Consider the following 18,309-nt stretch of genomic DNA (forward strand, 5'->3'; position numbering starts at 1 on the left):
CACAGAAGCACCGCCCCCCGAAACCCAAATTTACTGCGCGGTGATGACGGTCATCACCAGGTCGCCATCCAGTCGGATCGGACCATCCTCGGTCGCACCCAACGTGTATTCGAAGATGCCGGTCCGCTCGCCGCCGTCTTCGCCGTGGACCATCAGCATCAACATGTCACCCGGCGCGACATCTTCGGTCAAAATCGCGGCCACATCAGCGGTTTCCCCTTCGCGGATCGGCGCATGGCCGATGACCGGACCGGGGGCCATGTCAGCGTCGGTGCGGTGAACGACCAACCAGCCATTGGCGGGCGCCACGATGGACTCGGCGCTGACGATTCCGTTCGACGCGTCCTGATCGGACGCCATGACAGCCGGCGCCATCGCATGCGCTTCGGCGTAAACCGCCTGCGTGAACAGGAAAGGAATCGCCGGCAGTGCGCCGATCATCAGGATTTTCTTGAACATGATAGCCTCCAGACTTGGACTGTTTTCCCGGCCTTGTTTGGCCGAGCTGACAGGAACCACGAGGGAGGCGCGGCCGGAGTTTCACGTCCGCCGAAAAAAATCAAAGCGAGGCGGCGAGGCGTGTGCCCTGATCGATGGCGCGCTTGGCATCGAGTTCGGCCGCCACATCGGCCCCACCGATGACATGGCAGGCGATCCCTTCTGCCTCCAGCGCATCGGCAAGGCTGCGCTCGACGACCTGCCCGGCGCAGAGCACGATGGTATCGACCTCGATCAGGGTCGGGTCCGCGTGGTCTGGGCCAAAGCTGACATGCAAGCCGTCCGCATCTATCTTTTCGTAATTTACGCCCGGCATCATCTTGACGTTCTTCATCTTGAGGCTGGCGCGATGGATCCAGCCAGTTGTCTTGCCTAACCTCTTTCCAGGCTTTTCCGGTTTTCTTTGCAGAAGCACGACCTGTCGCGCCGCTGGCGCGGGATGCGGACCATCCGGGGCGAGGCCGCCGCGATGCTCCTCGGGGTCCGTCACCCCCCATTCCTTGCGCCACAACTCGGGGTTCTCGGTCGGGCTTTCATCGCCCTCGACAAGGTACTCGGCTACGTCAAACCCGATCCCACCGGCACCGATGATGGCCACGCGCGTCCCGACGGGTGCCTTGCCCGCCAAGACATCGATATAGGACAGAACATTCGGCCCGTCCTGGCCGGGAATCTCCGGGTCACGCGGGTTGACCCCGGTCGCCACGATCACCTCGTCGAAGCCACGCAGGTCATCGGGCGACGGTGCCGTCGACAAGCGCAGGTCGATGCCACGACGGTCGATCATCGTTTCAAACCAGTCGACGAGGCCGTGAAATTCTTCCTTGCCCGGGATTTCACGGGCCATGTTCAGTTGCCCACCCACCCGGTCGGCCTTGTCGAACAGGGTCACCGCATGGCCGCGCTCGGCCGCGGTCAGGGCCGCCGCGACACCGGCTGCCCCGGCCCCGACAATCGCCACTCTTTTGGGCGCATCTGTCGCGCGGATCTGCAACTCCGCTTCATGACAGGCGCGCGGGTTCACGAGGCAGGACGTCAACTTGCCCGAGAAGGTATGATCCAGGCACGCCTGGTTGCAGGCGATGCAGGGCGCGATTTCATTCGCGCGGCCTGCGGCGGCCTTGGCCACAAAATCGGGATCGGCGAGGAACGGGCGCGCCATCGACACCATGTCGGCGCAGCCCTCGGCCAGCACCTCCTCCGCGACATCCGGCATGTTGATGCGGTTGGAGGTGATGATCGGGATACCAACCTTGCCCATCAGCTTTTTCGTCACCCAGGCGAAGGCCTTGCGCGGCACGCTTGTCGCGATGGTGGGAATGCGCGCCTCGTGCCAGCCGATGCCCGTATTCAGGATCGTGGCGCCTGCCTCTTCGATCGCTTTGGCAAGTTGAACGACCTCGGCGTGAGTCGATCCGCCGGGGACAAGGTCGATCATGCTCAGGCGGAAGATGATGATGAAATCCGGGCCAACCGCCTCGCGCGCGCGGCGCACCACCTCGACCGGCAAGCGCATCCGGTTCTCGTAAGACCCACCCCATCGGTCGGTCCGTTTGTTGGTATGGGTGACGAGGAACTGGTTGAGGAAATACCCTTCGGAGCCCATGATCTCGACCCCGTCATATCCAGCCTCGCGCGCGCGGACGGCGGCCGTGACGATATCGGCGATCTGTTTCTCGATGCCCTCTTCGTCCAACTCCTTCGGCGGAAAGGGTGAAATCGGCGATTTGATCGCGCTGGGGGCCACGCAATCGGGCGAATAGGCATAACGCCCCGCATGCAGGATCTGCATCGCGATACGCCCGCCAGCGTCATGCACGGCATCGGTCACGATCCGATGGTTCACGATGTCCTGATCTGTGAACAGCCCCGCCGCGCCGGGAAACACGCCGCCTTCCTTGTTTGGTGCCATGCCGCCCGTCACGATCAGGCCAGCCCCGCCGCGCGCCCGTTCCGCGTAGAACGTGGCCACGCGCGGCCAATCCTTCGTCTCTTCAAGGCCCGTGTGCATGGACCCCATGAGCACGCGATTCTTCAGGGTGACAAAACCCAGATCGAGCGGGGCCAGCATGTGCGGATAAAGCGTTTCAGGCATTGGCGGTTCCTCCCGCCCGGCAGGTAATCGCGCGGATAGCCGTCTGTCATCCCCTACGCGGCGTCACCGGCATCCGGGCCTTTTAATGAGAGCCGATCGCCTCTCCCCAGAACTCGCGCTTGAACATCCCGCCAACGGCTTCGATCCAGGATGCAGGCGGCAAATCGAGAACGGAGGTGACCACGACAATGGCGACCGCGGCGACCGCGATCAGGACTTCGACCGTGTGCCCCTTGCGCGTAGCCGAGCCGAAGAGGAGCGTTTTGTACACCGCGATGTGAACCCAGAAGTGCCAGACCACGAAGCCGACGAACAACAGGCTGGTCGTGGTATGCAGGGTTTCCCATTGCCCGCGCGTCAGGCCCACCCAATGCCAGTCGATTGCGCTTGCCAGCCGACCTTGCGGCGCGATGTACATCGCGATGCCGCTAAGCGCGGCCACAAGAACGGAAAGCGACACGCCGAAGAGCGCCGCCGCGCGTCCGGAAAAGGGCGGCCGGCGGCGCGTGCGCTCGGCGGCGTGTTCGTTTTCGTGAGAGTCGGTCATCTTGAGGCTCCGTTTTCCAACGGGCAGGTCCAATCCGTGAAATGGGCCAGCCTAAGACCGGCCCAAAGACAAGGTCAATCCTGTGCCGCGGACACATGGCGCCGGAACGCCGTTTTCAAAAGCTCGATCTCGTCGCGCAGCAGGGCCACTTCGCCACGGATATCTTCATCGAGGCCAGTGCCTGCCATGAGCGTTATCCGGTCGAGAACCTCGCCGCTGGTGGTGCTGCGCAAGGCAACCACCTGCACGCCGTCCGACAGGACGTCTGAGGGCAGATCTATCGTGACGCGGGTGGCCCCGGGTTGGTCCGGCACAGCGACCATGCGGGCAAGGCCGACAACCTTGCCGTTATGGACAGCTTCGATCCCTGTCTCCAACGGCCCTTCGAAAATCCCTTCGTAAACACCCGACGTGATCCGAACCTGCTGCAGTCTTTCCCGCACTGTCTTCACCCTTCTGCCCCGGTGAGGGACGACTTAGACATCGGCGCGCGGCGCGCGCAAAACCACCATGTCCCACAGCGCGATCCGCGTCATCTCGGGACTTTCGATAATGAGATCGAGCCACGCTTTCTCGATTCGTTGCTCGTTGATCTTGGAATAGGCGAGATCGAATTCGGCCTGTCCGCGCCCGTCGCGGATCTCGATCTGCCGCACCAGTTGTTCGACATTCGGACCGTGCTGCACATTCAGCCGGGCATAGAGTTCGACAGGTTGTTCCCGTTCGATCCGAAGATCGACCGAGATGAAATGGTTCAGGGTCAACCCCTCGACCGCTTCACCGGGAAGATCATGAACCAGCGACACGAAGGATCCGTCAAACCGGTAGACCTCCAGCACGAGACCGAAAATGGCGCCGTCAACCCAGGCTGGCGCGCGGTCTTGCCGTAAGCTGAGGTCCGAATTCGCCGCGTCATGGAACAGGGTCACGTCACCCGGCAGATGCGTCGGAGACGGCACGCCGACCAGGCCGCGCGGGCGCATTTCGACACGCCAGGGGGCGGGGCGCATGACCCAATCGCACTGGTCAGACTGTTCGATCCCGTCACTGGGCAAAACCCGCGACAACAACTCACTCCGCGCACGCGATGAAAGAGTGTCCAACCTGTCGCGCATTTCGCGCATCTCGACATTCATCTCGGCAAGGGTGGAACCGGACACACCACGGGGCGCGTCCATCGCGCGCTGCCATCGTTTCAGCCGATCACTCCGGCCAAACCGTTCCAGAATGCCTGGTTTTTGATCCCCCATGAACACTCGTTCCTCAAACCTTACACTGTCCCGTCGGCGTGGAATATAACGGCGAACTTGAAAAGACGTTAACCGAATATGCGCCGGAACAGGCCAACATTGAACAGGCCACCGCTTGGGGGCGGCTCGACCGCCTCGACCGGGGCGGCAGGCGCGACAATGGGGGCGGTGTCACCCAGGCCGGCATTGGCCGCCTGCACCGCGCCGGCAAAGGCGCGCAAGGTTGCAAGGCTTTCCGCCTCGCTGACCTCACGATCCTCAAGCGCCAGAACGGAAAGCGTGGTAATCCGCTGACCGAGGTCGAGATAGGCACGCCAGTAATCGTGCTGCACACCCACGACCGATCCGGCGCTGACGTCGCTTGCGTGCAGCAGGAACATGTCCCCCTCGATCCGGGTGTCGAGAATCGTGACCGTTTCAGGGTCTTGCGACCGGCTGAGCAGCGCGAGCCCCTGTTCGGACCGGAAGAAAGCGTCGAGTTCCCCGAGGCTGTCGGCAATCGCGCCCTCGTCGGACGGCGCGGAGATAGCCGCCGTCAGAACCGCCGGGACCGATGGTTGATCCGCGCGGCGGGAGCTCGAGATCGCTGCGCAGTTGCCCAAAAGGACGAAGGCCGTCGCGCCATCATCGCGCGTCGCCGTTTCATCGACGCAAAACCCCTCGGGGCCGGTGACGATAATCGCCGATTGGGTGACGATCGCCTCGCGCGGGGCCGAGGCCCCCAAGCCGCCGGCGCACCCCGCCAGCGCAAGGCAGAACAAGCCAAGCGCGGCGGGGCGAAGCCACTGATCAAAGATCGGCGTAGACATGCTTCTCTTCTTTGCCACCGGGATGGGTGACTGCGCCGAGACGGGCATTCCCGACCAACTGGGCGTATTTCCAAAGCGCGCCGGTGGCGTAGATCGTTTCACGCGGGCCGGACCAGTTGGCGCGGCGCTCCTCCAGCTCCTCGTCGGACAGAGCGACGGAAAGCTCGCCATTGATCGCGTCGATCGTGATCATGTCGCCATCCTGAAGCAGGCCGATCGGCCCACCCACGGCGGCCTCGGGGCCGACATGGCCCACGCAGAAGCCACGCGTTGCGCCCGAGAAACGGCCATCGGTGATCAGAGCAACCTTCTTGCCCATACCCTGGCCCGAGAGAGCAGCGGTCGTGGCCAGCATTTCACGCATACCGGGGCCACCCTTGGGCCCTTCGTTGCGGATGACGATGACCTCGCCTTCCTTGTAGTTGCGCGCCTTCACGGCTTCGAAGGCGTCTTCTTCACACTCGAAGACGCGGGCGGGACCGGTGAACACCTGGTTCTCTGCGGCCATGCCAGCGACCTTCACGATGGCGCCTTCGGGGGCGAGGTTGCCTTTCAGGCCCACGACGCCACCGGTGGGCGTGATCGGCGTTGCAGCCGAGTAGATCACCTTGCCGTCGGCTTCACGGGTGATGAGGTCGAGTTCCTCGCCCATGCTGCGGCCGGTGGCGGTGATGCAATCCTCGTGGATGAGGCCCGCCTTGCGCAGTTCCTTCATGACGACGGGCACGCCGCCCGCCTCGTAGAGGTCCTTGGCGACGTATTGGCCGCCCGGCTTCATATCGACAAAATACGGGGTGTCCTTGAAGATCTCGCAGACGTCGAACAGGTCGAAGTCGATCCCGGCCTCATGCGCGATGGCGGGCAGGTGCAGGCCGGCATTGGTCGACCCGCCGGTGCAGGCCACGACGCGCGCGGCGTTTTCCAGCGATTTGCGGGTGACGATGTCACGGGCACGGATACCTTTTTCCAGCAGCTTCATCACCGCCTCGCCCGAGGCCACGCCATACTGATCGCGGCTTTCATACGGGGCCGGTGCGCCTGACGAGTTCGGCAGCGCAAGGCCAATCGCCTCGGAGACGCAGGCCATGGTGTTGGCGGTGAACTGGCCGCCGCAGGCGCCCGCGCTGGGGCAGGCGACGCGCTCGATCACGGCCAGCATCTCGTCCGACATGTTGCCCGCCTGGTGCTGACCGACGGCTTCGAACACGTCCTGCACGGTCACGTCCTTGCCTTCCAGACGGCCCGGAAGGATGGACCCGCCGTAGATAAAGACCGATGGCACGTTCAGGCGCACCATCGCCATCATCATGCCCGGCAGCGACTTGTCGCACCCGGCAAGGCCGACAATGGCGTCGTAGCAATGACCACGCATGGTCAGTTCGACCGTGTCGGCGATGGCATCGCGCGAGGCAAGCGACGAGCGCATCCCTTCATGGCCCATGGCGATGCCGTCGGTGACGGTGATCGTCGTGAATTCGCGCGGCGTGCCGTTGGCATGCTTCACGCCCAGCTTCACCGACTGTGCCTGTCGGTTCAGCGCGATGTTACAGGGCGCGGCCTCGTTCCAGCAGGTCGCGACGCCGACGAAAGGCTGGTGAATCTCTTCCTCGGAGATGCCCATTGCATAGAAATACGACCGGTGCGGCGCGCGCGACGGACCTTCCGTCACGTGGCGGCTTGGCAATTTCGACTTGTCCACCTTGCCATTCAACATCGCTGGCTCCCTTCCGCTTACAGGCTTGCGTCCCGGCGAGGGTTGGCCGGGCTTTGCTCCGGAATAGACGGCGGCCTGCGGCGACACAAGAACGTTAGGCCAACATGGCCTACGCATGATTGCCGCGCCCCCCGATGCGGAGTAGGATGTTTGCAACAACAAAAGGCAGGCAGGCCGATGCAGTATCCCGCCCACGTGGAATTCGTGGCGCCCGCACGGGCGCGTCCCCAGCTATGGCGATTGTTCGTCGGCCTGCTCTTGGCCGGGGCAATCTATTTTGCCGGGATCCTGCTGATTTTCGGGATCCTGCTGATCACGAGCGGCCCGGAGGGTGCGCAACACTGGATGGCCTCGATGTCCCTGGCGAACGGCCCGACCAGCACGCTTCTGTTGCTGGCGACCTTCATCGGGATGGCCCTGGGGCCGATGGCAGCGGCGAAACTGCTTCACAAACGCCCGGCCCTGTCCCTGTTCGGCGGGCCATTTGCGCGGCTCTCTACCCATTTCGCGATCGGGGCCGTGGTCTGTGCCGTTGTCTATGGTGCGACCCTTCTGATCCCCAGCCCCGAGGGCGCAACACCCACGCCAAATCTCGACCTGTCACTCTGGGCCAGTTTCCTGCCGCTCGCCTTGGTGGGCGTGTTCGTGCAAACCGGGGCCGAGGAGTTGCTTTTTCGCGGCTATGTTCAGCAACAACTGGCCGCGCGCTTCCGCTCGCCCGTGATCTGGATGGCCTTGCCGGCCGTTCTCTTTGGTTTGGCGCATTACCAACCCGACCTGATGGGCGAGAACACGTGGTTCATCGTGGCGGCCACTGGCGTGTTCGCCTTGCTTGCCGCCGATCTGACCGCCGTGACCGGGAATATCGGGGCCGCGTGGGGGCTTCATTTCGCCAATAACTGTGCCGCGATCCTGTTCGTGGCCAGCGACGGGCCACTGTCAGGCCTTGCGCTTTACACGATGCCGGTCGATCCGGCCTCACCTGCCATGGCGCCCCTGATCCTTCTGGATATCGGCATCACGGTCGCAATCTGGCTGGTCATCCGGCTGGTCGTGAAGCGCGTCCGCGCCTGACGGGGCGTCACCGCGCATGATTGCATTTCCCGCCTGCGAGGCCTATCTCGGGCGCGAACCGTCAGACCCGTCCTGAGAGCGCGCATGAACTGGATCACCAACTACGTCCGCCCCCGGATCAATTCGATCTTCTCGCGTCGCGAGATGCCCGAGAACCTGTGGTCCAAATGCGATGAATGCGGCACGATGCTGTTTCATCGCGAGTTGAGCGACAACCTGAACGTCTGCACGAATTGCGGGCATCACATGGCGCTCACGCCGCGCGACCGGTTCACGGCGCTGTTCGACGCGGGCATCTTCACCGAGGTCGAGGTGCCGCAGCCCATCGACGATCCGCTCAAGTTCCGCGATCAGAAAAAGTATCCCGACCGTTTGAAGGCGGCCCAGAAACAGACGGGCGAGGCCGAGGCGATGCTGGTCGCCGAGGGCGAGATCGGGCGCACCCCTATCGTCGCGGCCGCGCAGGATTTCAGCTTCATGGGCGGGTCCATGGGCATGTATGTGGGCAATGCCATCATCGCCGCCGCCGAACGCGCCGTGATGCTGAAACGTCCGCTGATCCTGTTCTCTGCCGCCGGGGGCGCGCGCATGCAGGAGGGCATCCTGTCGCTGATGCAGATGCCGCGCACCACGGTCGCCGTGCAGATGCTCAAGGAAAACAACCTGCCCTATATCGTGGTGCTGACGCATCCGACGACGGGTGGGGTGACCGCAAGCTACGCCATGCTGGGTGACGTTCATATCGCCGAGCCCAACGCGCTGATCTGCTTTGCCGGGCCACGCGTGATCGAACAGACGATCCGCGAGAAACTCCCCGAGGGGTTCCAGCGGGCGGAATATCTGCTGGATCACGGCATGCTGGACCGCGTGACCCCGCGCAAGGAAATGCGTGACGAACTCATCACCATCACCCGGATGCTGATGGGCTTGCCGCCCGCGATCCTGGCGGATCTGCCGCCGCCGCCCGAGGTGTCACCCGAACCGCCCACACCGGCGCCGACGCCGGATCAGGACAGCGAACAGACCTCGTGAGCGGCGCGACATCCGACATCCTCCTTGACCGGATGATGTCGCTCCACCCCAAGGTGATCGACCTCACGCTCGACCGGATGTGGCGCATCCTTGCCGCGCTCGGTCACCCCGAGCGTGACATGCCGCCGGTGATCCATATCGCGGGAACGAACGGCAAGGGATCGACCCAGGCCATGATCCGCGCAGGCCTCGAAGGGGCTGGCAAGATTGTCCACGCCTATACCTCGCCGCATCTGGCGCGGTTTCACGAACGCATTCGGCTGGCCGGCGATCTGATCGAGGAAGATGCGCTCTCGGCGATCCTCGACGAATGCCTGGTTGCCAACGGCCCGGACCCGATAACCTATTTCGAGATCACCACCGCAGCCGCGCTCCTCGCCTTCGCGCGCACACCGGCCGACTACACCTTGCTGGAGGTCGGCCTTGGCGGGCGGCTCGATGCGACCAACGTGATCGACGCGCCGCGCCTGACCGTCATCACGCCCGTGGATATGGATCATCAGCAGTTTCTTGGCGAAACCCTGGCCGAGATCGCTGCGGAAAAGGCGGGCATCATCAAGCGCGGTGTACCGTGCATCGTCGGACGGCAGCAGGATGACGCGCTGGAGGTGATCGAGGATCGCGCCGCGCGCCTTGGTGCCCCCATCCTGGCGCATGGACAGCACTGGCATGTCTGGGAGGAACGCGGGCGGCTGGTGTTCCAGGACGAAACCGGCCTGCTGGACCTGCCGCTTCCCGCGCTTCCCGGCGCACATCAGATCGAGAACGCGGGCATCGCGCTGGCTGCCCTGCGCGCACTCGGCATGGACGAGGGTGCCTGCGAGGCGGCAATGCGCACCGTGACGTGGCCCGCGCGGATGCAGCGCCTGCGGCATGGCCCGCTGGTCCATGCGGCGCAGCAGGCAGAACTGTGGCTGGACGGCGGGCACAACCCGCATGCAGGCCGCGCCGTCGCGGCGCATTTGGCCACGTTGCCAGATCGGCCCACCTACCTGATCTGCGGCATGCTCAACACCAAGGACCCGGCGGGCTACCTGGAACATTTCAAGGGACAGGTGGCAGAGCTTCAGGCCGTGCCGATCCCCGATGCAACCGCAACGCTTTCGGCCGAAGAGACTGCCGCCGCCGCACGAGAGGCGGGTCTTACGGCGGTCGAGGCCGCGTCTGTCGAAGACGCGCTGGCCGCCATCACAGGCGAAACGCCCGAAGCGCGCATCTTGATCTGCGGTTCTCTTTACCTTGCTGGAAACGTGTTGAAAGAGAACGGTTAGCGGTCGTTGGGCCGGGGTCGCGGTGCTTTGGCTGTGCCTCCGTTCCGCCCTTGCGACGAAGACCCTCCCAAACCGTCAGTCAACGCGGACGAACACGAACGCGCGACCTTATCGGCGGCGGCATCCGCCGCCCCTTGACCATTCGCGCGGCGGGTCCACACTCTGCATCCATGCGCCGAACGACATTCACCGCCCTTGCCATCGCATTGGTCGCCCTTCCAGCCCACGCCGCCCGGTTCCAGTTCTGCTGGGTCGGAAACTCGGGCTATACGATGGAAGGGATTATCGAGGTACCGGGCAACCTGCTGAACACCGGGATCATCACCGAACAGGATGTCAGCGCCTTCTTCATACAAGGCTATCATGACGGGGTGCCAATCGGCGCTTGGAACATGCGCCAGCGCACGACCGAGACGACCTGGACCCTGTTCTTCGACACCACAAATCTCGAATTCCCGATGGGCGGTCACTTCCTCGAACAAAGTTATCAGGCGTGGAACGCCAATGGCGAGGTGAACGATTGCGGGCCGAACGGGTTCGGCTTCAACGGCGGCAACTGGGCGCAAGATGTCTGTATCGACAATGTCTGGATCGCGGCCAGTTCCATCGATCCCGATACGCCCTTGCCTGTCTTCGGTATGGACACCGAGATGTCCTGCCAGTCGGTCGTCCCGCTCAGCTAAGGCCGCCGGTCATCTCGAAGGCGAGATACAGGACCAGGATCGCCCCAAGCCACGAGGACGCCACCCTCCAGCCGATCCGCATCCAAGGGGCAGCAACCTTGTCGAGCGCGACGCGGGCTGCCCCGGCGGGCAAGGCCACGGCGATGTTGACCCCAAGGATCAGCCCGAGATGGATGAAAACCGACAGCTCGAACAAGCCATGCCCTTCGAGGCCCACGGCCAGGGCCCCCACCCCGGTCAATGCCGCGAGGCCGATTGCCAAGGACTTGGTCGGGCGCGGCAGCAGGGCTGCGAGTGCCGCGATCACGATGCCCAGCGCGATGAACACGGTCGTGATCCATGGGCCAACGACAGAGGCCACGATCACGCCCGCGATCTGCCCTAGCAGGTAGAATGGCCATGCACGCGGCAAACCCTCCGCGTCCCAGAGGCTGAGCAATATGCCCAGCGCGAGGATCGGGATAAGCAAGCCCGGATCCGTCAGGACAACGCCGGTGCCCTCGACCATCTGGTTGTAGGCATCCGCCCCGGTATCAAAGCTGTGCGCGGCGGCAGGACCCGCGCCGATCAGCGCGGTCGCCGCAATCCCGATCCGTTTCAAGACGCGCCCTCAGGCAAGTCCGAACAGAAACGCCGCGCCGACCAGGGCGATCACACCGCCGGCACCTCGCACAGCGGCCTTGCCGATCTCGGACTTGGTGAGAAAGCCGAATGCGATGCCGATCATGTGCAGCAGGCCCGTTCCGACGACGAAGCCGACGGCGTAGCCGTAGGGGCTGAAGGCCTCTGGCAACTCGGTCCCATGCGCGTGGCCGTGGAAGATTGCAAAGACGCCGACGATGACGGCTGCCACCCAGATCGGCGCGCGCACGGCAAAGGCGATCAGAAGGCCGAGGATGACACCCGACAGCGCGATACCCGTTTCGACGGCAGGCAGGGGCATGCCCACCACACCCATCGCGCCACCCACGGCCATCACCAGCGGGAAGACGACCGGAAGGATCCAGATGGACGGCGATCCCAGGAACGCCCCCCACAGGCCAACGGCGACCATGGCAACGACATGATCCCAGCCGAGGATCGGGTGCCAGAAGCCGCTGGCAAAGCCGGTATTGATCCCCTCTCCGGTATGAGCGCCCGCCTGCGCGGCCAGAAGCATCAGGGGAAGCGCAAGGAGGGCGGCACGGGACTGCGGGGAAAAGCTCGGCATCGGAAAACTCCTGCAAAAAGGTTGTCGAAAGGGTAGCAAGCGCCTGACCCGGGTCAACAGATCATGCACAAGAAACGGAACGCCACCTGCGTAAGTTTCAGGGCTGATCGCGCCCGGTGCCCCAATCGGCGCCCTGCATTTCGCGCAAGCGGCTGGCGGTGCGTTCGAACTCGAAACTTCCCGCCCCTTCGAGATACAGGCGCTCCGGCTCGTCCTCGGCCGTCGCGATCAGCCGGACATGCCCTTCGTAGAGCGCATCGATAAGGGTGACGAAGCGCTTTGCCTCGTTGAACTTGCTGGCGTCCAAGCGCGGAATGCCTTCCAGCACCAACAGCTTTACCGCGCCCACGAGTGCCAGGTAATCCGCCGGGCCCAATGGCTGACCGCACAGATCCCAGAACGAGGCCCGCGCCATGCCCGCCCAGTACCGGGGCACATGCACCTCCCGCCCCTTCACCTCAAGGCAGAGCTCTTCCTCGCGCCCCCCGGTCAGGTCGCGCCAGATTGCATCGACCTTTTTCTTGGCCGCGGTGCCCAGCGGGCAGAAATAGACGGGCTCACCAGAAAGCCGATCCTGCCGGTAATCGGCCATTGCCTCCAATTGGTCGACCTCGAGACGGGATTGAAGCAACTCGATGAAGGGCAGGAACAACTGCCGGTTCAACCCATCCTTGTAGAGGTCGCTCGGATGCCTGTTCGACGTGGTCACCACCACGACGCCAGCATCGAACAGCTTTTCAAATAACCGTCCAACGATCATCGCATCCGCGATATCCGTGATCTGCATCTCGTCGAAACACAGCAGGCGAAGATCCTTGGCAATCGCGTCGGCGACCGGCTTGATCGCATCGTCCACGCCGGTCTTGCGCGCTTCGTGCAGGGCGGCCTGCACCTCTTGCATAAAGGCATGGAAATGCACCCGGCGGCGTTCCCTGATGCCGACATGCGCGTAGAACAGGTCCATCAGCATGGACTTGCCACGGCCAACCCCGCCCCAAAGGTACAGGCCCTGTTTCCCGGCAGGTTCGGCCCGTTTGAAGCGTGACAGAAACCCTTTGCGTTGCGGGGCCTCCAGCCGCTCGCGCAGTTCCTCAAGCCGCAGCAGCGCCGCGCGCTGTGCCGGATCGGGGCGCAGAAGCCCTTCGGCGACGCGCGTATCGTAGATCGCTTGCAGGTGTTGTCCCATGTGTCGGTTCCTAGCGCGCGATGTCGTCCGGCGCCAGCGGTGCGATCACCGATGCTGATGCGCACCAGCACGCTTTGTTGATTGACGGTGCATGCCGCGCACTCAATCTTGCACCCCGCGAACAAGGACAGGATTGATGACCAAATCCCCGCTTTTCACCCCCGTGCTTATCGGCGGCTCGATCATCATCCTGATCAGCTTTGCCATCCGTGCCAGTTTCGGGGTGTTCCAGATCCCGATCGCCGATGAATTCGGCTGGTTGAGGGCCGAGTTCAGCCTCGCCATCGCGATCCAGAACCTTGCCTGGGGTATCGGCCAGCCGATCTTCGGGGCCATCGCGGAACGGTTCGGCGACCGTCGGGCGATCATCCTCGGCGCCTTGACCTATGCCGTGGGCCTGGTCCTGTCGTCCATGGCCGTCACGCCCGGACAGCACCAGCTTCTGGAAATTCTTGTGGGGTTCGGCATCGCCGGAACAGGCTTCGGCGTCATCCTGGCCGTTGTCGGACGGGCCGCCTCGGACGAGCACCGCTCCGTGGCGCTTGGCATCGCCACGGCCGCAGGTTCGGCCGGCCAGATCGTGAGCGCCCCGCTCGCCGAAACCCTGTTGGGCCTTTTCCCCTGGCAGACGGTCTTCCTCATCTTCGCGGGAATGGTACTCGCGTCGCTCTTTGCCCTGCCGCTGTTGCGCGCACCCGAGGCCGCCTCGAAGGCCGAGTTGGAGGAGAGCATGGGCGACATCCTCGGCAAGGCTTTCCGGGACCCATCCTTCACGCTCATCTTCGTCGGCTTCTTTTCCTGCGGCTATCAACTGGCCTTCATCACCGCCCACTTCCCCGCCTTCGTGACCGAGCTTTGCGGCCCGATCGACCCGACCGGCATCCTGGCGGGTCTCGGCGTGACGACGACATCGGGCCTTGGCGCGCTTGCGATTGCGCTGATCGGGGTGGCGAATATCGTCGGCACGATCACCGCCGGCTGGCTCGGCAACCGCTTTCCAAGGAAGTACCTCCTGACCCTGATCTATTTGGGGCGCACTCTGGCGGCCGGCATCTTCATCCTGCTCCCCATAACGCCTGCAACGGTCATCGTCTTTTCCATCGTCATGGGGGCGCTGTGGCTGGCCACCGTTCCGCTGACCTCGGGGCTCGTCGCCCATATCTACGGGCTGCGTTACATGGGAACGCTCTATGGCATCGTCTTTTTCAGCCACCAGCTTGGCGGCTTCCTCGGTGTCTGGCTGGGTGGCTGGATGTATGACCTCTACGGCGACTACACCGCAGTCTGGTGGATTGGCGTGGCCGTCGGGGCGCTGAGCGCGATTGTCCACCTGCCGATCCGCGAAACGCCGCTTCACGACCGCAAACGCGTCGCCGTGTCCACCTGACCCAAATCTTTATCCTGAAAATATGCTGGGGGAGCGCGAGGGGGTGAAACCCCCTCGCACGGGTCGCCTGCGTCAGCAGGCGAAACCGCTCAGCGGCCTTGCACCGCGTTCAGGATGTAGCGCGCGACCATCAGGTCCAGATGCGCGCCGCCACCGTTCTTGAACAGCGTGATCTCGTCTTCGCCCTGCCGTGCAAATTCCCCACCCGGCAGATCGTAGTAGTCGGCCACAACGTCCGTTTCCGAAATGACGCCCTGCTCCAGCGGGATCTTCAATTCACCGATATGGCCCAGAACGGTATCGCGGCTGTCGAGGAAGATCCGCGCACGCTTCAGCACCTCGTCATCGGCTTCACGCATGTCAGGGCGGTAGGCGCCGATCAGGTCCAGGTGTTGGCCCGGTTTCAGCCATGCCCCCTCGATCAGGGGGCGGTCCGTCATCGTGGCGCAGGTGACGATATCCGCCTCGGCCACGGCGGCGCGCAGATCGGTCATCGGGGTCGTATGCCCATAATGCTCGGCCAGTTGCGCCGCAGGCTCGGGCGAGCGGTTCCAGACCAGGAAGGACGCCTTGGGAAACAGCGCGCCATAGGCCTCGCGCAGGGATCGGCCCACCGTTCCCGCACCGACGATCAGGATCGTCTCGCTATCCTTTCGCGCCAGCTTGCGCGCGGCCAGCAGGCTGTCACCCGCCGTTTTCCACTTGGTGACGAGGTGGAAATCCACGATCGCCGACAACTCGCCGGTTTCGTCGTCGTAAAGGTTCACCCCGCCGTTCACCATCGGCTTGCCGCGCGCCGGATTGCCCGGATGGATCGTCGCCGTTTTGACAAGACTTCCCAACCCGTCGATCCAGGCCGCGCGGCTCAGCAGCGTGTCCTTGCCGCGATAGAGGAACGTATCCCCGATCTCGGCTCTGGGCAGGGCATGCCCCGCCTCGATCGCGTCGGTCAGGGCGATCCAGTCGAGCTTATCCTCGGCCTCCGGCCCGATCATCGCGATGCTCATGGCTTGGCCTCCTCCTCGGTCAGCAGGCCGGCGGCGACCAGCCTGTCGGCCCAGCCCGACGGCCCATCGAACAGATGCGCCTGCCATCCGCGCGCCTCGGCGGCGGCGATATTTGCATCGCGGTCATCGGCGAAAAGAATGGCACCGGGCGCGACGCCAACACCTTCTTCCACCAACTCGTAGATCCGCGGGTCAGGTTTCGTCACCTGCATCCGGCCCGAGACAAATTCGATATCGAACTCGTTGAGGAAATCGAACTGGGTTTGCGCGTAGGCGTAGCTTTCCACCCCGAAATTCGTCAGGCAGTGGACCGGCACGCCCTTCGCCCGCAGCCGCCGCATCAGGGTGACGGAATGGTCGATGACCGGCGTGGCCAGCATGATCCAGTTGTCGTGCCAATCCCGGATCTCGGCCCGCCAATGGGGATAGGTCTCGGCCGTTTCATAGATCACGTCGCGAAACGGCTCTCCCCGATCCACCCGTTCATTCATCCAGTGCAGATCGACCTCGTTGAACAGGGCCTTTCGACGGTCTTCACCGTAGACCCGGTCGTAATACCGTTCGGGTTGCCATTCTATCAGCACGTTGCCGATGTCGAAAATCACGGCTTCGGGTTTCATTCGGTCACCCCGTAAAGCGCCTCGGCATGGAAGGCGACGTGATCCTCCATGAAGGTCGAAATGAAGAAATAGCTGTGGTCATAGCCCGGCTGAAGCCGCAGGGTCGCGTGCTGCCGACGCGCTGCGAGGGCCTCGGCGAGGGCCTCGGTCTTGAGCAGGTCGCCGAACTGGTCCGCCGTGCCGGTATCGATCAGGACCGGACCGGGGAACCCCTTTTCGCGCATCAGGACAGTGGCGTCATGCGCCTCCCACAGGGCGGTATTCTCGCCCAGATACGCGGTGAACTGCTTGCGGCCCCAATCGCTTTCCATCGGGTTGCAGATCGGAGCGAAGGCCGAGACGCTGGCGAAACGCTCCGGGAAACTCATCGCGATGGTCAGGGCACCGTGCCCGCCCATCGAGTGCCCGGTGATGCCCTGCCGCGCTTCGTCCAGGGCAAAGCGATCGAACAGGGCGCGCGGAAGCTCCTCGGTCACGTAGTCCCACATCTGGAAATGCTCGGCCCACGGGTCCTGCGTGGCGTTGACGTAGAACCCGGCGCCTTGCCCGAGGTCGTACGCTTCGTCATTCGGTACGCCCGCGCCGCGGGGCGACGTATCTGGAAAGACCAGCGCGATCCCCTGTTCGGCTGCCCACATCTGCGCGCCCGCCTTCGTCATCGCGTTCTCGTGGGTGCAGGTCAGGCCCGACAGGAACCAGAGCACCGGCACCGGGCCATCTTCGGCCTCGGCCGGCATGAACAGCCCGAATGTCATATCAGTGCCGGTGGAATCCGACGCATGGCTGTAAACGCCCTGCGTACCTCCGAAACAGCGATTTTCCGAGATCGTCTCCATCAGGGGCACCCCTTTCATGCTTTGCTTGCGCCAAGGCGTAGCGCGGGTGGCCTGCCTGCTCAACCGCCCAAGGTGATCCCCGCCATCTGCGACACCCAACCGATGATGACCGAGACCGTCAGGATCGAGATCGCCGTTGACACCAGAATGGCCGTCGACACCCGCTGCGGCGCGACACCGTAATGCTGTGCCAGAATGTAGACGTTCCCGGCGACCGGCAGCGACGCCGCTGCAATCATCACCGCCGCGTCGAAGGTTGCGACCGGGAACAGGACCAACGCGGCGAACGCGACAGCGGCCGGGTGCAGGACAAGTTTGCAGAAGCTGAGCCACCCGGCGACCGACAGGCGCTCGGCCGATTTCCCGGCCAGAGAAGCCCCGATTGCAAAAAGCGCCCCGGGGGTCGCCGCCGCGCCAAGAATGCCGAGAAACTCGTTCACGGGACCGGGCACATCCCATCCGCTCGACGACCAGGCCAGCCCCAGCACGATGGACACGATCATCGGGTTTTTCAGCAGGCCCATCCCGACCGACTTCAGCGTCGACAAGCGCACGCGGCCCTCGCGGCTGCCGGTAACAAGAATGACGATCAGGCTGGAAAACACCACGAGGTCCAGCGTCAACACCATCAAAACGGGCCCCGCCGCCGCCTCGCCCATCAGGACGACCAGCATCGGCACGCCCAGAAAACCGGTATTCCCGATCACCGCGCATTGTGCCTCGACGGCCGCTTCGGTGATCGGCCTGCGCCTGAGCATCGCGACCGCCGTGGCCAACAGGTAGACGATGAAACACCCCCACAGGTAGGCCGCCACGAACCACCAGTCGAAAATCTCGGCGAGCGAGAGATTCGCCGCAAAGCGGAACAGCATCGCCGACAAGGCGAAGTAGAACACGAACTTGGTCAGGTAAGCCGCCGCCTCGGCCGTGAAGAACCCGGTGCGACAGGCCTGAAACCCCAATCCGATCAGGGCGAAGAACGGCAATGTCTTGAGGAAGATCTCAACCATGCCTTTTCGGCTACGCCACGCCGCGCGGACTGTCCAGCGATGCGACAGAGGAGGAGTTTTCAAACTGAACCGTTTGATCA

At 63.8% G+C, this 18,309-nt stretch carries 19 protein-coding genes; 5 read left to right on the forward strand and 14 right to left on the reverse strand.

Translation table 11 applies throughout. From position 1 onward, the window contains the following. Window positions 1-30: 30 nt before the first annotated feature. The 7 genes from ABD923_RS12130 to ilvD all read right to left on the reverse strand — a co-directional run bounded on the left by ABD923_RS12130 (window position 31) and on the right by ilvD (window position 6,913). Complete coding sequence (locus ABD923_RS12130) at window positions 31-441, reverse strand: DUF7282 domain-containing protein (protein ID WP_425584031.1); 411 nt, start codon at window positions 439-441, stop codon at window positions 31-33. 118 nt (window positions 442-559) lie between these two features. Next, a complete protein-coding gene (locus tag ABD923_RS12135; protein WP_259548736.1) occupies window positions 560-2,593 on the reverse strand; it encodes an NADPH-dependent 2,4-dienoyl-CoA reductase in 2,034 nt (677 codons plus the stop codon). A gap of 82 nt (window positions 2,594-2,675) precedes the next feature. Further along, window positions 2,676-3,140, reverse strand: a complete 465-nt coding sequence (locus tag ABD923_RS12140) for a DUF4405 domain-containing protein (RefSeq protein WP_345229493.1) — start codon at window positions 3,138-3,140, stop codon at window positions 2,676-2,678. A 74-nt stretch (window positions 3,141-3,214) separates the two neighbouring features. Further along, on the reverse strand, window positions 3,215-3,583 hold the full coding sequence (locus ABD923_RS12145; protein WP_345229494.1) for a hypothetical protein: 369 nt from the start codon (window positions 3,581-3,583) through the stop codon (window positions 3,215-3,217). A 33-nt stretch (window positions 3,584-3,616) separates the two neighbouring features. Further along, window positions 3,617-4,390: a DUF6478 family protein gene (locus ABD923_RS12150; protein ID WP_259549149.1), complete on the reverse strand. Its 774-nt coding sequence runs from the start codon at window positions 4,388-4,390 to the stop codon at window positions 3,617-3,619. 68 nt (window positions 4,391-4,458) lie between these two features. Continuing rightward, window positions 4,459-5,199: a hypothetical protein gene (locus ABD923_RS12155; protein ID WP_259548729.1), complete on the reverse strand. Its 741-nt coding sequence runs from the start codon at window positions 5,197-5,199 to the stop codon at window positions 4,459-4,461. Next, window positions 5,180-6,913 carry a dihydroxy-acid dehydratase gene (gene ilvD / locus ABD923_RS12160; RefSeq protein ID WP_259548725.1) on the reverse strand — a complete coding sequence of 578 codons (1,734 nt, stop codon included), beginning with the start codon at window positions 6,911-6,913 and terminating at the stop codon, window positions 5,180-5,182. The genes ABD923_RS12155 and ilvD overlap by 20 nt, the downstream gene beginning before the upstream one ends. A gap of 177 nt (window positions 6,914-7,090) precedes the next feature. On the opposite strand from ilvD, the gene ABD923_RS12165 reads away from it, so the two are divergent. The 4 genes from ABD923_RS12165 (at window position 7,091) to ABD923_RS12180 (ending at window position 10,973) form a co-directional block, all read left to right on the forward strand. Continuing rightward, window positions 7,091-7,987: a CPBP family intramembrane glutamic endopeptidase gene (locus ABD923_RS12165; RefSeq protein WP_259548723.1), complete on the forward strand. Its 897-nt coding sequence runs from the start codon at window positions 7,091-7,093 to the stop codon at window positions 7,985-7,987. 84 nt (window positions 7,988-8,071) lie between these two features. Continuing rightward, entirely contained in the window at window positions 8,072-9,019 is a 948-nt protein-coding gene (gene accD / locus ABD923_RS12170) for an acetyl-CoA carboxylase, carboxyltransferase subunit beta (protein ID WP_259548721.1), read from the forward strand. Beyond that, entirely contained in the window at window positions 9,016-10,290 is a 1,275-nt protein-coding gene (locus ABD923_RS12175) for a bifunctional folylpolyglutamate synthase/dihydrofolate synthase (RefSeq protein ID WP_259548719.1), read from the forward strand. The genes accD and ABD923_RS12175 overlap by 4 nt, the downstream gene beginning before the upstream one ends. A gap of 170 nt (window positions 10,291-10,460) precedes the next feature. Further along, on the forward strand, window positions 10,461-10,973 hold the full coding sequence (locus ABD923_RS12180) for a hypothetical protein (protein ID WP_259548718.1): 513 nt from the start codon (window positions 10,461-10,463) through the stop codon (window positions 10,971-10,973). On the opposite strand, the gene ABD923_RS12185 is transcribed toward ABD923_RS12180, so the two are convergent. The 3 genes from ABD923_RS12185 to zapE all read right to left on the reverse strand — a co-directional run bounded on the left by ABD923_RS12185 (window position 10,966) and on the right by zapE (window position 13,369). After that, entirely contained in the window at window positions 10,966-11,574 is a 609-nt protein-coding gene (locus tag ABD923_RS12185) for a hypothetical protein (protein WP_259548716.1), read from the reverse strand. The genes ABD923_RS12180 and ABD923_RS12185 overlap by 8 nt on opposite strands. A gap of 9 nt (window positions 11,575-11,583) precedes the next feature. Next, a complete protein-coding gene (locus ABD923_RS12190; protein ID WP_259548715.1) occupies window positions 11,584-12,183 on the reverse strand; it encodes a HupE/UreJ family protein in 600 nt (199 codons plus the stop codon). 97 nt (window positions 12,184-12,280) lie between these two features. After that, the gene (zapE, locus tag ABD923_RS12195) at window positions 12,281-13,369 is read right to left on the reverse strand and encodes a cell division protein ZapE (protein WP_259548714.1); all 1,089 of its coding nucleotides are present in this window, start codon (window positions 13,367-13,369) and stop codon (window positions 12,281-12,283) included. Between the two features lie 136 nt (window positions 13,370-13,505). Here zapE and ABD923_RS12200 point away from each other — a divergent pair, with 136 nt between their 5' ends. Beyond that, window positions 13,506-14,756: an MFS transporter gene (locus ABD923_RS12200; RefSeq protein ID WP_259548712.1), complete on the forward strand. Its 1,251-nt coding sequence runs from the start codon at window positions 13,506-13,508 to the stop codon at window positions 14,754-14,756. Between the two features lie 89 nt (window positions 14,757-14,845). Here ABD923_RS12200 and ABD923_RS12205 read toward each other — a convergent pair whose 3' ends face one another. From ABD923_RS12205 to ABD923_RS12220, 4 genes are read right to left on the reverse strand one after another with little or no spacing between them, the layout of a single operon-like run. Next, window positions 14,846-15,763: an ornithine cyclodeaminase family protein gene (locus tag ABD923_RS12205; protein WP_259548710.1), complete on the reverse strand. Its 918-nt coding sequence runs from the start codon at window positions 15,761-15,763 to the stop codon at window positions 14,846-14,848. After that, window positions 15,760-16,383: an HAD family hydrolase gene (locus ABD923_RS12210; RefSeq protein WP_259548708.1), complete on the reverse strand. Its 624-nt coding sequence runs from the start codon at window positions 16,381-16,383 to the stop codon at window positions 15,760-15,762. Before ABD923_RS12210 ends, ABD923_RS12205 begins: the two co-directional genes overlap by 4 nt. Continuing rightward, the gene (gene fghA / locus ABD923_RS12215) at window positions 16,380-17,219 is read right to left on the reverse strand and encodes an S-formylglutathione hydrolase (protein ID WP_259549147.1); all 840 of its coding nucleotides are present in this window, start codon (window positions 17,217-17,219) and stop codon (window positions 16,380-16,382) included. The genes ABD923_RS12210 and fghA overlap by 4 nt, the downstream gene beginning before the upstream one ends. Window positions 17,220-17,278: 59 nt before the next feature. Continuing rightward, entirely contained in the window at window positions 17,279-18,229 is a 951-nt protein-coding gene (locus ABD923_RS12220; RefSeq protein ID WP_259548707.1) for an AEC family transporter, read from the reverse strand. Window positions 18,230-18,309 lie beyond the last annotated feature (80 nt).

It is taken from the genome of [Roseibacterium] beibuensis, from assembly GCF_039542305.1.
GTDB lineage: Bacteria > Pseudomonadota > Alphaproteobacteria > Rhodobacterales > Rhodobacteraceae > Roseibacterium > Roseibacterium beibuensis.

Excerpts from the sequence above, each read along its gene's own strand:
- ABD923_RS12130 (WP_425584031.1), bottom strand. The coding sequence starts at position 441 with ATGATCGGCGCACTGCCGGCGATTCCTTTCCTGTTCACGCAGGCGGTT.
- ABD923_RS12135 (WP_259548736.1), bottom strand. The coding sequence starts at position 2,593 with ATGCCTGAAACGCTTTATCCGCACATGCTGGCCCCGCTCGATCTGGGT.
- ABD923_RS12140 (WP_345229493.1), bottom strand. The coding sequence starts at position 3,140 with ATGACCGACTCTCACGAAAACGAACACGCCGCCGAGCGCACGCGCCGC.
- ABD923_RS12150 (WP_259549149.1), bottom strand. The coding sequence starts at position 4,390 with ATGGGGGATCAAAAACCAGGCATTCTGGAACGGTTTGGCCGGAGTGAT.
- ABD923_RS12155 (WP_259548729.1), bottom strand. The coding sequence starts at position 5,199 with ATGTCTACGCCGATCTTTGATCAGTGGCTTCGCCCCGCCGCGCTTGGC.
- ilvD (WP_259548725.1), bottom strand. The coding sequence starts at position 6,913 with ATGTTGAATGGCAAGGTGGACAAGTCGAAATTGCCAAGCCGCCACGTG.
- ABD923_RS12165 (WP_259548723.1), top strand. The coding sequence starts at position 7,091 with ATGCAGTATCCCGCCCACGTGGAATTCGTGGCGCCCGCACGGGCGCGT.
- accD (WP_259548721.1), top strand. The coding sequence starts at position 8,072 with ATGAACTGGATCACCAACTACGTCCGCCCCCGGATCAATTCGATCTTC.
- ABD923_RS12180 (WP_259548718.1), top strand. The coding sequence starts at position 10,461 with ATGCGCCGAACGACATTCACCGCCCTTGCCATCGCATTGGTCGCCCTT.
- ABD923_RS12190 (WP_259548715.1), bottom strand. The coding sequence starts at position 12,183 with ATGCCGAGCTTTTCCCCGCAGTCCCGTGCCGCCCTCCTTGCGCTTCCC.
- zapE (WP_259548714.1), bottom strand. The coding sequence starts at position 13,369 with ATGGGACAACACCTGCAAGCGATCTACGATACGCGCGTCGCCGAAGGG.
- ABD923_RS12200 (WP_259548712.1), top strand. The coding sequence starts at position 13,506 with ATGACCAAATCCCCGCTTTTCACCCCCGTGCTTATCGGCGGCTCGATC.
- ABD923_RS12205 (WP_259548710.1), bottom strand. The coding sequence starts at position 15,763 with ATGAGCATCGCGATGATCGGGCCGGAGGCCGAGGATAAGCTCGACTGG.
- ABD923_RS12210 (WP_259548708.1), bottom strand. The coding sequence starts at position 16,383 with ATGAAACCCGAAGCCGTGATTTTCGACATCGGCAACGTGCTGATAGAA.
- fghA (WP_259549147.1), bottom strand. The coding sequence starts at position 17,219 with ATGGAGACGATCTCGGAAAATCGCTGTTTCGGAGGTACGCAGGGCGTT.
- ABD923_RS12220 (WP_259548707.1), bottom strand. The coding sequence starts at position 18,229 with ATGGTTGAGATCTTCCTCAAGACATTGCCGTTCTTCGCCCTGATCGGA.